Consider the following 13290-nt stretch of genomic DNA (forward strand, 5'->3'; position numbering starts at 1 on the left):
TGTTTTTGGATGGTAAAATTTAATTATGGTTAATGATTTTGGTTTTGGCATATTAACTCTTGACAAATATAGCAATGAAAGTAAATAGAAAATAAATTTTAAATAATTTATAAATTGTTAGAGTTGATTAATGATGCACTATGTTCTTTTTAACCAAAAAATAGATTTTTAGTTGGAATATGTTATAATAATAAGACAAGAAAACTCAAATTTTATAAATATCTGCCCCCCCCTATTAATAAAAATCTTTTTATTAATAGGGGGGGGCAGACTCTTAAAAATAAAAATATAAATATTTAAAAGGAGGATATAAAGATGCTTACTAAATTAAAAATATCATTAAAAAATATTAATCACAAATTATTTCTTGCTTTATTGGTTACTGGTTTAGCACCGATAATTTATACTACTTTAAGAGTATTTTGACTAGGTAACTTGCCTGGCGAATGATCATATAGTATTGCAGGGCAATTATCTTGAGTTAATTTAATTTATGAAGTTATAAATGAAGCGATTATTTTGCCGTTATTTTATTTTGTAGGTAAGGTTTTATCCAATAAAAGAGATTTTACAAACCGCATGAAAACTGGACTGCTACTAACTTTTGGAATCTATAGTATTTTGTCATTAATTGTAATAGGTGGTGCTAATCCCTTACTTAAAGTTATGGCGACAAATGAATCAATTATTGATGCTAGTGCACAATATATAAGAATTGAAGCAGTAGCGAATATTTTTGGTGTGTTATTCCAATTTGTTTTGGTTGGTTTAGTCATTTTAGGTAAAAGCAAATTAGTTTATCTTTTAACTGCAGTAAAATTAGTTTTATCTGTAATACTAGATTTATTCTTAGTTTCTAGTTTATCTCTTTCGGCCAATATGGGAGTTAACGGAATAGGGGTTACAAATATTATTGTCAATGCAATATTATTAGTAACAGGATTATTCTTACTTGCCAAAAATGGTGTTAATATTTTCAACAAAGATAAAATGGACTTTAAATGAGCAAAAGAATTTGCAAAAATTGGTGGGATTTCAGGATTTGAATCATTTGTTAGAAATTTAGCATATATGATTATGATTGCTAGAATGGTAAATGTTGTCAATGAACAAGGAACTTATTGGGTTGCTAATAACTTTATTTGAGGTTGAATGCTACTACCAATCTTGCAATTAGGTGAATTAATTAAACAAGAAACTTCAACAAACAAAAATGCTGTTAAAAATAATACCTTAGGATATTTTGCAATTACTGGTATTACAATACTTATTTGAATTATTTTAATACCTGCTTATAAACCATTTATGAAATATGTTTTAAACTTTGGAGAAGTAGATAAACTCTTTGAACTAGTAATGGTTTTATTTGTTTTCTATATATTGTTTGCCATCCAAAATGTTGTTGATGCCACGTTTTATGGTTTAGGAAAAACTCATTATATGTTATTTGAATCAGTAGTAACTAACTCTATTTATTATGGTATTGCCTTTATCTTGTGGGTAACAGGTGTGTGAGAACCTTCATTAATCGGTATTGCTATTTTATTTGGAGTTGGGAATGCCTTTGATACAGTTGTTTCATTAGGGGCTTATTGATTTTTATTAAAAAAATCTAAAACTAATGTTTTAGATGTACAAAATAATAATAATAATAATTTAAATTAAATACTTATAAAATAAGAACATAGAAATAATTAAGACAAAACAATATGAATATTACAGAGTTAACTTTTTAAACTTTGACAAAGAAAATAGTAATAACTAAAGCTTAGTTAATGCTATTTATTGTTTTTTTGTTCATATCATTAATATTTTACATTTGTTTATATTAAATGGAAATGTCACATGCAAAAAAACTTGCATGTGACATTTCCATTTAATAAGCAAAAAGAAGTTAAGAAATCAGTTACCTATCTTGTGAATTCTTTTAAAAAATTATCCCCTGATGAATTTGCTCCCTCACCTAGTACAATTTATAAAATAATTAAAAAATACCCTTATTTCCTTGAATTTGACCACATTGTTAAAAAATCTGAAGGCAAATATGGCATAAGGAACAAGAAGCAAACCAAACCTAAAACATTAAAATATGCTACAGAAATTTCAAAACGTCCAGCTTATATTAATGATCGCTCTGAACATGGTCATTTTGAATTAGACACCGTTATTGGTAAAATCAATGATACATATTGTATTGTGACCATAATTGAACGGCAAACCAGAATGTCTTATGCTATGCTTTCAAAACGTAACTCCAAAGCTATCAAACAAACTCTTGTCAAACTAATCAAGAAACATAACTTAGAGATTAAAACTTTAACAGTTGATAATGGTAGTGAAAATGTCTTATTGTACAGGTCATTCCAACTGAAAGATTATTTAAATGCCAACCATATAGTTCATGACAAAAAGGTTCAATAGAAAATATGCACCGCTTAATTAGGTATTACATTTCCAAAGGAAAAAGTCTAGATAAATACTCTCAGCAAGAAATTGATTATATGATGGAAAAAATAAATAACTATCGGCAAGTTGTCCGGAAATATAAGATAACCTAAGAAATTTTTAATCCCCCGCCTTTGATTGCAATCAAAGGGGCCTTACTTTTGACAAAAGTAAGCAAAACCGACGAGAAAACACTGCCGTGTTTTCTGTTTTCTCATACATTTGTTTATTGAAAAAATTTCAGCAAACGGAAAAAACAATGATATAATAATAAGCGAGATAAGTATATCTCGCAACTACATACAAATTAATAGATAAATTATTTAAATCATAAAAAACCAAAGGAAATAATTATGAAATGAAATAAATTTAAAAAACCATTATTAATATCTTTAATTATTGGACCTATTATTGCAATATTTAATAGTCCAGTTATTGCAGATTATGAAAATGAATTGAATAAAGTTATATCACAAAAAATAGAAAATGTCAATATTAAAAATAATTTATTTGAATCTGCTAGTTTATCCTCTGATTCTAATAACGTAAATTTTGGTGTTAATCGTTTGGACATTTTTGCCAATTTTAATTTTAAAGATCTAGATTTACTAAAACAAAAACTTAAAAACAGTTTTAATCATGAATTTCCGTTTAAATATGACGAATATACAGGTGTGTTATCTATAGCTCATCACAAACAAATTGATGATAAGCAATTGTTAAAGTTCACAGTTGAATTTTTAGATAAGAACAGTATTGAGTTCAGAAAAATATACAACTTTAATACAAATATTTATTATGAAGATTATTTAAAAACTGGATTTTCAAAAAACAACAATTTAGCACTCGAAGATACAAGTATTTATGATAACAGATATTATCATTCAAATTGAGCAAAAGAAAATATAAATGAAAATCTATTTGCTTCAGTTGGACTGGACAAAGAAACAAGAACAAGACATTTTAATAGTTTTATAAATAATAAGTTAAGTGTTGGTGTCCTAGAAACAGGTGTTGTTGAAAGTCACTTCCCAACTTTTGAATGAAACCGTAAGTATGGAAATGGAATTTGATGACGTAATGAATGGTTCTTTGAGGAAAAACATACACGCCATTCAACACAAGTTTCCGAACTAATAGCAGGAAAAAATGGTATTATGCCTACGCTAGGTATTGTTTCTGTTCAAGTTGCTGTTAATTGAAATGGTATTTCTGGAGAAATGAATTTCTTATTAAGACATACAAATATTGTTAATAATAGTTGAGCGCATGGTTACATAAAGAAAACTAAGCAAGCTGACCCACAAATGGTGAAGTACAACTGGTTGTCTAATTATTTAGATGATTTAATCTTTAATAATAAAGAATTAATAAATGTTGTTGCAGCTGGTAATTTAAATGGCGAAGGAGTCAATACATTATTTAGCAATGGCCTATCACGTAATAGTATTGTAGTAGGTGCAACTGATATTGATAATTTAGAAAGAAAAACATATTATAGCCAAATTGGTAATAATCTTAATTATGTTTCTGTTGTTGCTCCAGGCGGAAAATATTGATTTACTGATCGAACACAAATTGTAATTGATGGTAAAAAAATTGACCTTGGATATGATAATGAGGGGACTAGTTTTTCAGCCCCAGTTATAAGTGCTATTGCAGGAATGTTAAAACAAAAATATAAATCATATTTTGACCAAGGATCGGATTCAATTATCTTTAAATCAGCACTAATAACTGGTTCACGCAAGCCCCAGGGAATAAATTCAATTTATACTAATGAGACAGGATATGGTATTCCAAACTATCAAAAAATTGAACAGGCCATACAATCATTAATAATTCTTCCTAAAACTGATAAAAGCAATAATTCATGAAATAATTCAAGACAAGTATATTTATCTAAAGGTGATAAAATTCGTGCCTCTTTAGCATTCTTATACAATGGTTCAAACGATAAAACTAATATTGATTTTAGAATCAAAGATATAAATGGTAATATTATTGCATCTTCAAATTCTTGAAATAAAAATATTGAAGTTGTAGAATTTACTGTTCCAAGCACAGGATTTTATTGATTTGAAGCATACAGATCTTCAAGTAACACAAACCCAGTTGAGGTGGCAATTACATACACAAAGGCTCAAAATTAAACTATGGCTTTAAAAATGAGAAAAATTATAAAATATCCACTTCTCTTTCTAGGGTCTGCAGTTTTAATAGTCCCTGTATCATTATATACATGGTATAGAGTTGAACATAATCAATGGTCAAAAGACAATGAAATTAGTGGTAGTTCTTATTGAAATAAAACAAAAACACTTTGAACTAATGAAGGATCATACCCTCCCTTATTCGTAAAAGATCCAGCGCGGCTATTAAATACGCAAAGTAAATATGATTATTATGAGCCACATAAATACAGCAATAAGCATATTAAACTAGATATAAATAATGAATCTAGCCCTTTAATATACTCATCAGATAATTTAAAAAATAGCACATATATTTTTAAAACAAAGCAAGTTTTTATAAACTTTTTTTTAAGTGTTAGCAGCGAAATTCGCCCTTACCCAAACCAAGAAGTTATAATTAAAAAATTTAAGGAATTATTAGATAAGGTTAATTTTGAAACTCAAGATCTAATTTTATTAAATAATTATAATAGTCCATTCATGCCTGCTCGTGGAGATCGCCGAAAAATAGGTTGAGATATTAAAGAGTACTCATACAACGAAACAACAAAAACACTTGAAATAGATTGAATAGAAAATTATAATATGAAAAAATATTTCTGAATACCAGAAGAAAATAATTATCTTTTAGATACGGCTATTGGGACAAACGATTGATATAGAAGTTTCTTTTTTATTATTAATAAAACAGATATAACTGATTCTAATTCATTAAACATTGAAATGAAATATGATTGAATAAAATAAACATAAATTGATAGACAGGGATTAAATATTTGGAATTTGTCCAAATATTTAATCCTTGTCTCCTTTTTTAAATGTTTGTTTTAATTCACTTTATCAAAGTTTAATAATCTATCTCTATAATATTCATATTGTTTTTGTCTAAGATTTATTTCAGCTGGTAAGCCCTTAGTTAAATCATTTGTTAAGTCAGAGAAATTATCTAGGATACTTGCTATTTTATTTTGAATTTGAAGGGGAGGGAGAGGTATAAGAATTTCCAAAATATCAGGCATATGTGGATGCTGGATTCCTGCACCCCTGTAATAAGATTCAATTAAATCTAATTTATTATTTAATACATAATATAAATATTTTATGTTTAGTTCATTACTGTCTCTAGGTAATGCAATTACATTACCCCCAGTAATGAATTTACCTTTATAATATTGCACTATGGCATTGCCACCCGTTGGAAGGTAAATTACTTCTTGCTCATCAACATATTTGCTAACTTTTGATTCGTTAGCAAATATGTTGGTTTTATTAGTAGTTAAGATTTTAATTGTACCTTTATCATCTGCTAAATCTTTTAGTTCTTTAGCACTAAAATATTTTTTGTATTTATAAATATCTTGTTGTTTATGAGAAGCAACATCTTGAAACTTTTTGTTTCAAGTAGTTATTTCTCATAAAGGTTTATATTTAACCTCATACCCAAAATTAACTAGTTCAAAACCAAAGACATATTCAAGTAATTTGACTAATCCTGGATTATTCTCTCTCTCTCTCTCTCTCTCAATATCATTAATATTAAATGATAATAAGAGATCTCTATAATATTCATATTGTTTTTGTCTTAAGGATATTTCAGAAGGCAAGCCAATTTTGAGATCATGACAAATTTTCTCAAAATTGTCTAAGACTTCTGCAATACGGTTTTGGACTGGAAGAGGAGGAAGGGGGATTGAAAAACCTTGCAAAATTGGCAAAGTTATATTAGGTATTACTGAATTAATTGTAAATTTATAAACATAATCTCTTAAATATGTTTTTAAATAATGCATTAAGAATAATGAATTAACGTCTTTAAATCCTTGTAAAACATATGTTCGTTGATTAGCATTAAATTTACCCTTATAGTAATGTACATGTGCAAGCTGGCTGCCACTACCAGCAATTATTATTGCTTCGGCATCAAAGGCAAATTTGTCTATTTTATATGGAGTAATATTACATGTATAAAATGGATATAATCCATCTTCAACTTTTTCTTTTGTATCTAATTTACCTGTTGTTATTGAACATAATTCTTTTAGTGGTTTATACTCAACATTAACTTTTGAATTATCAAAAGTTAATAATTTATCTCTGTAATATTCATATTGTTGCTTACGGTATTTAAGTTCTGTGGTAAGTTCTGTGGTAAGTTCTGTGGTAAGTTCTGTGGTAAGTTCTGTAAAATTATCTAGAATTTTAGCTATTTCATCTTGGATCACGCGGGGCGGGAGAGGAATTGAAAAACCTTGCAAAATTGGCAAAGTTATATTAGGTATTACTGAATTAATTGTAAATTTATAAACATAATCTCTTAAATATGTTTTTAAATAATGCATTAAGAATAAAGGATTAACTTCTTTAAATCCTTGTAAAACATATGTTCGTTGATTAGCATTAAATTTACCTTTATAGTAATGTACATGTGCAAGCTGGCTGCCACTACCAGCAATTATTATTGCTTCAGCATCAAAGGCAAATTTGTCTATTTTATATGGAGTAATATTACATGTATAAAATGGATATAATCCATCTTCAACTTTTTCTTTTGTGTCTAATTTACCTGTTGTTATTGAACACAACTCTTTTAGTGGTTTATACTCAACACCACCTGGACATAATTCTTTAATTAAGTTTTCTATTCTATTCATAATCTTTCCTATATATAATAATTTAATTTTAACATATTAATTGGAAATGTCACATGCAAGTTTTTTTGCATGTGACATTGTTTTTGTCTGCCTTGTAATAAAATAGTTGTATTAATAATTTTTAAAAAATGAAAGGAGACTTTAAAATTATATGAAAAATTTAGAAAAATATATTTGTGTTTTTGACAAATATCGAAAAGAAAATAAATATCAACATTTTAAAATTGAAGAGAATTACAACACTATCTTGAAAATGCAAGGAGCACTTGAGTCGCAACGAAAATTACGATCAGATCAAATCGATCTAGAACAACTTTATAATATTTTACAAGAACTTTCTGAAGGCTTCTCAATCCAAGAAGTAGCTAAGATTTTTAACAGAGACATTCGAAGTATAAAAAGCAAAATTAAAATTATTACAAATCGCAGACCACTTAGTTTAGATAAACAAAATCGCTATGTTTGTCCTAAGTGTTCAAAAAGAGTAATGCGTGTTAAAACTCTTAATTTTACTAAACTATACGAACATTTATTAGGCTATTCATTTGCGAGGCTCTTTTTTGTAAGTGATACAATTAAAGATAAATGAAAGGCCTACAGAAAATATTGGTATAGTGAGCTTAATACATATACTAAAAATAGAAATAAAAAGAATTTGCAGCAAAAAGAAGTTAAGAAATCAGTTACCTATCTTGTAAATTCTTTTAAAAAATTATCCCCTGATGAATTTGCTCCCTCACCTAGTACAATTTATAAAATAATTAAAAAATACCCTTATTTTCTTGATTTTGACCACATTGTTAAAAAATCTGAAGGCAAATATGGCATAAGGAAGAAAAAACAAACCAAACCTAAAACATTAAAATATGCTACGGAAATTTCGAAACGTCCAGCTTATATTAATGATCGCTCTGAACACGGCCATTTTGAATTAGACACCGTTATTGGTAAAATCAATGATACATATTGTATTGTGACGATAATTGAACGGCAAACCAGAATGTCTTATGCTATGCTCTCAAAACGCAACTCCAAAGCTATAAAACAGACTCTTCTAAAACTAATCAAGAAACATAACTTAGACATTAAAACTTTAACAGTTGATAATGGTAGTGAAAATGTCTTATTGCACCAGGTAATTCCAACTGAAAGATTATTTAAATGCCAACCATATAGTTCATGACAAAAAGGTTCAATAGAAAATATGCACCGCTTAATTAGGTATTACATTCCCAAAGGAAAAAGCTTAGATAAATACTCTCAGCAAGAAATTGATTATATGATGAAAAAAATAAATAACTATCGGCAAGTTGTCCGGAAATATAAGATAACTTAAAATTTTTTTAATCCCCCGCCTTTGATTGCAATCAAAGGGGCCTTACTTTTGGCAAAAGTAAGCAAAACCGACGAGAAAACACTGCCGTGTTTTCTGTTTTCTCATACATTTTTTTATCTAAAAATTATGTTAAAATTAAAAGACAATTATTTTGTTAATATCTCGCAAGTGACTTTTCCAAAAAACATTTAATTTTAACATAATTTATAAATCTTTATTATGGTAAAATTAAAACACTATGGAATTAAAGATGTATAGTTCATTGCAACAAATTAAAGCAAAATATGATCAACTTAAATCTGAGTTAGTTAACCCAGATGTAATTAATGATATTAAAAAATATAATAAAATAAATAAAGAACTTAACTCAATTAGTGATATTGTAGAAACTTTTAATAATTATTTAAATGCTGAATCAAATTTAAAAACTGCTAAAGAATTATTAACTTTAGAAAAAGATCCAGATTTAATTGAGTTAGCAAAATTAGAAATTCAAGAAAATGAGGCTAGCTTAAAACAATTATCAAGTGAACTAAAAATTCTCATCTTGCCTAAAGATGAGAATGATGAAAAAGATGTGATTGTTGAAATAAGAGGTGCAGCTGGAGGCGATGAAGCAAATATTTTTGCAGGTGATCTTTATAAAATGTATTCAAAATGAGCTGCACAAAATAATATGAAAATAGGTATCTTAGAATCATCAAGTGCTGAATCAGGAGGTTTTACATTAATTACTTTTTCAATTAAAGGAGAAAAACCTTATTCTAAATTAAAGTTTGAATCTGGGGTGCATAGGGTGCAAAGGGTTCCAGTTACCGAAACGAAAGGTAGAATTCATACTTCTACTGCAACAGTGACTGTTATGCCTGAAATTGATGAAGATATTGATATTCAAATTAAAACTGAAGATATTAGGATTGATGTGTTTCGCTCAAGTGGAAATGGCGGGCAATCTGTTAACACAACTGATTCAGCTGTAAGAATTACTCACTATCCAAGCGGAATAGTTGTTTCATGTCAAGAAGGTAAAAGCCAAATTCAAAATAAAGAAATTGCATTGCGGATTTTAAAATCTAAATTGTATGATTTAGAATTACAAAAAAAACAAGCAGAAGAATCTGGTTACCGCAAGTTAGCTGGCTCTGGAGCCCGTAGTGAAAAAATTAGAACATATAATTACCCACAAGATCGTGTCACTGATCACCGTATCACCTACTCAAGCTCATTAACTTCAATTATGAATGGTAAACTAAATGCTATAATTGAAGCATTATTAACCGAAGAACAAAATTTAAAATTACAGGATTCTAATTTTTAATGGCAACTAAAGCAGATTTGTTATTAGAAAAAAGAAGATACGGTCTAAGGCAAACTATATCTTCTTTTGAAGAAGAATTACTAAATAAAGGAATGCCAGTTCAAAAAATTATTGGTTATATTGAAATGGCAAATGTTAAAATTGATCTTTCACATAATGTCTTAATCCCTCGTTATGAAACCGAAGAACTTATTTTACAAGTTTTGAATGATCATACTAGTTCTTCTAATATAAAAGTACTTGATTTATGTGCAGGATCAGGTTTTATTGGCCTTGCTTTAAAAAAAGCTAGGCCAATATGGGATATTACATTAAGTGATATTTCAGTTGAAGCAATTAAACAAACTAAAATTAATGCTCAAATAAATGATTTACATGTTAATATTTATCAAAGTGATTTATTTAAAAATTTAAGTAATAACCTTTTTGATTTAATTGTTTGTAATCCACCATATTTATCACATGATGAAAAACTTGATAAATCTGTTTTAAATTTTGAGCCTCATAATGCATTATTTGCTAATGATGATGGCCTTGAATTTTATAAAAAGATTATTAACCACGCTCCTAATTATTTAACTAAAAACGGATTAATTTATTTTGAAATTAATCCGTTACATTATGATTGGTGGGTAAGTTTAACTAATAAATACCATATTGAAATAATCAATGATATTGCAAATTTACCTAGAATAGTTAAATTGAGATTTTAAAATTAATATATATATTTATATATATTATTCTGGTATAATATAATGAGAAGTAAATAAAAGAAAATAATGTATAAATATTTATATAAGTAAAGGAAGTATATGAAGTTTAGAAGAAAACATAAAATAGGTTTATTAGTTGTATCCAGTGCTCTTGGAGCAACTACTATTTTTACAACTATTCAATCATTACAAATTGATGCTCAAAATAGATACAAGTATAACATCCAACAAGGAGTTAATACTTTTTTAGATAACGATAAAGCTGATCCAAAGAATTCACTCCCAAATGCTTTTGATGATAATTTAGATCGCAAACCAGAAGAAATTAAACCAACTCCACCCTTAGAAATTGACAAACCAGTTATAATTGTTCAAGATCCTCCGAAGATTATTGAAGATCCTAAAGAAGAAATTAAAGAAGAGACAAAACCTGAAGATCCTCCAAAAATTGAGGATGATGTTGTGCCAGTACCTGCCCCAGTTCCTCCAGTTGAAGAACCAGTTCCGGCTCCTCCTGTGGCTCCTGTGCCAACTCAACCAATTAAAGTTGAACCAGAACCTAAACCTAAGCAACCTGAGCCCGAATATCAAAGAGTACAACGTAGAGAAAAAAGAGAAATTAACCAAGGTGGAATTAAATATCTTGCCGAAATCGATGTTTTAAATCCGCCTAAGGATGAAAAATATGATATAAATAATGGAATTGCCAACCGTATTCCATACCAAAATGAATTTGAAGAGATTGTATCAATTACTGGTGCTTTAACTGAAGAAAACATTCGTCTTAGTGGTGTTATTGCTGCAAGAGGAGCTAAGAAAAATGATTATATTTTTCAGAATAAGGGTGTTGGTTATTATGATTTATTCCACGATGAAAATCAAGACATTGAAAATTTAAATGCATACTTAGCTGGAGATGGAGGGGCACCTGAGCAATTAGGTAATTTATGAGCACGTTATGAAAGATTATTGCAAAATAAAGAATTATTAAGAACTTTTGTTGATCCAACTGGTTTAGCCAACTTTGACAGGTGGTGAGATGATCCAAAAATAGTTGAATGAAAACCATATAGATCAAATGATAAAATTCGTGTTCCATATGGTAGATTACTTTTATTAATGCACATTGACCAAAGCAAAATTACTAAAGTTAGTGCAGAAGTGCAACGCCAATTACAAAATGGTTTTGTTATTCCAGAGGAATACACCCAAACTTGAGTAAATGAAAAAGGTGAATGAGAATCATATACTTTTAGCCCACCAATTAATAATGTGCAACGTCGTTACACTGAAGATAATAAATTTAAGAAAGTATTAGGTAATAATTCGCAATGGCCAACCAGAAATTCAGATGATATTAAACGTGGTAAATATTACAATTGAGATGATCGTATTTTAAATCAAGAATTTATTAATAAAGGATATGGTGACTTAATAGGTGGTTTTTATGGTATTACAATTACTAAATATACAAGACGCGAGGAAATTCAAGGTGTTAACCGTACAGAAGCGACCGTTGTTGAAATTGATGTTGAACAACCAAAAGCTTACCAAAATGCGCTTGCTTTAATTGAAAGACTGAAAAAAGATGGTTATGAAATTACTGGATATCGTTTCAAAAATATTGGTTTAGTTGGTGCAGATCAAAATATGGATAAAATTTTTGCTGCTTTACCTACAAAATTACCTTTATTAGAATTATTCTTTGCATCTAAGAATACTTCTGCAATTAGGTTTATTAAAGATAAAGAAATTGATGAGCTTGCAATGTATACGGACCAAAAATTAAATGGTAATGCTAACGATTGGGCAATTAACCCTTGAGCTTTAAATAAAGTTGCTTGAGTAAATATGAATGATTACAATGTTAACTGAGCATACTTAAATAGTCAAGAAAGAATTTATACTCGTATTACCTTTGATAATTTATCATTTGATGAAGAAGATGTTAAAAATGAAAAAGGTGATTATGATCTTAAGAAAGTTAACTTAGGCTTAAGAATGGCATATTGAACCAGAAACAATGAACGAATTTTCCAAGGTGGTTGAGGCAGTGGAACAAAGCCTGATTCTGGAAGAGACGGAAACTCATGGCCTCTTGGTGTAGATTTTAGCTATGCCCCAAGTGTTAAAACTTTAGCAGGAATGCAGTTCCACGATATTTTAGGGAATAATTCCTCAAAACGTAGATTAAAACGCATTAAACTTTACAATAATTCTGATACTTGAGAAGTATCAGCTGCCGAAATGAATGTGGCTCAATTTAGTGAGATTTTAATCACTGAAGGTCCACAAACTCCTGACGATCGCTCAAAAATCTTCTTTAGTAATGGCAAAAGTACTAAGAAAATTAAATTCTTCTCACTTGATAAAACTAATGGCGATACATTAACTGGAGCTGGTATCGCTAACTTACGTACATTAATCAATTGAAGCGATGGAACATTTAATTCAAACACAGAAATTATTGTTGAAACAGGACAAAATAAAATTCTTCAAGCACTCAAAGGTGCAGGATTTAATGCCCGCTTTGAAACTGAAGATGATCAATATGAAGTAATTTAGTAAACAACGATTTAAAATATCTGGAAATATTTCCAGATATTTTTTTATTATATATAACATTAATTTA

10 protein-coding genes are annotated in these 13290 nt (G+C 28.5%); 9 read left to right on the plus strand and 1 reads right to left on the minus strand.

Annotation, left to right across the window (positions count from 1 at the left end):
* The first annotated feature begins 315 nt into the window (after positions 1-315).
* From AC0B4S_RS02220 to AC0B4S_RS02240, 5 genes are all read left to right on the plus strand, one after another.
* Positions 316-1665 (plus strand): MATE family Na+-driven efflux transporter, encoded by a 1350-nt coding sequence (locus AC0B4S_RS02220; RefSeq protein WP_465101491.1) that lies wholly within the window; start codon positions 316-318, stop codon positions 1663-1665.
* A gap of 180 nt (positions 1666-1845) precedes the next feature.
* Positions 1846-2421, plus strand: a complete 576-nt coding sequence (locus tag AC0B4S_RS02225) for an IS30 family transposase (RefSeq protein ID WP_465101492.1) — start codon at positions 1846-1848, stop codon at positions 2419-2421.
* A gap of 5 nt (positions 2422-2426) precedes the next feature.
* Positions 2427-2558 carry a hypothetical protein gene (locus AC0B4S_RS02230; protein WP_465101493.1) on the plus strand — a complete coding sequence of 44 codons (132 nt, stop codon included), beginning with the start codon at positions 2427-2429 and terminating at the stop codon, positions 2556-2558.
* A 240-nt stretch (positions 2559-2798) separates the two neighbouring features.
* Complete coding sequence (locus AC0B4S_RS02235) at positions 2799-4598, plus strand: S8 family serine peptidase (protein WP_465101494.1); 1800 nt, start codon at positions 2799-2801, stop codon at positions 4596-4598.
* Between the two features lie 15 nt (positions 4599-4613).
* Complete coding sequence (locus tag AC0B4S_RS02240) at positions 4614-5387, plus strand: hypothetical protein (RefSeq protein ID WP_465101495.1); 774 nt, start codon at positions 4614-4616, stop codon at positions 5385-5387.
* An 80-nt stretch (positions 5388-5467) separates the two neighbouring features.
* Here the strand turns inward: AC0B4S_RS02240 and AC0B4S_RS02245 are convergent, their stop codons facing one another.
* On the minus strand, positions 5468-7291 hold the full coding sequence (locus AC0B4S_RS02245; protein WP_465101496.1) for a restriction endonuclease subunit S: 1824 nt from the start codon (positions 7289-7291) through the stop codon (positions 5468-5470).
* 151 nt (positions 7292-7442) lie between these two features.
* Here AC0B4S_RS02245 and AC0B4S_RS02250 point away from each other — a divergent pair, with 151 nt between their 5' ends.
* The 4 genes from AC0B4S_RS02250 to AC0B4S_RS02265 all read left to right on the plus strand — a co-directional run bounded on the left by AC0B4S_RS02250 (position 7443) and on the right by AC0B4S_RS02265 (position 13223).
* On the plus strand, positions 7443-8627 hold the full coding sequence (locus tag AC0B4S_RS02250) for an IS30 family transposase (RefSeq protein WP_465101464.1): 1185 nt from the start codon (positions 7443-7445) through the stop codon (positions 8625-8627).
* Between the two features lie 238 nt (positions 8628-8865).
* Positions 8866-9945 carry a peptide chain release factor 1 gene (gene prfA, locus AC0B4S_RS02255; RefSeq protein WP_465101497.1) on the plus strand — a complete coding sequence of 360 codons (1080 nt, stop codon included), beginning with the start codon at positions 8866-8868 and terminating at the stop codon, positions 9943-9945.
* Entirely contained in the window at positions 9945-10658 is a 714-nt protein-coding gene (prmC, locus tag AC0B4S_RS02260) for a peptide chain release factor N(5)-glutamine methyltransferase (protein WP_465101498.1), read from the plus strand. Before prfA ends, prmC begins: the two co-directional genes overlap by 1 nt.
* Before the next feature lie 99 nt (positions 10659-10757).
* Entirely contained in the window at positions 10758-13223 is a 2466-nt protein-coding gene (locus AC0B4S_RS02265) for a putative immunoglobulin-blocking virulence protein (RefSeq protein WP_465101499.1), read from the plus strand.
* Positions 13224-13290 lie beyond the last annotated feature (67 nt).

The organism is Mycoplasma sp. 6934, assembly GCF_055523595.1.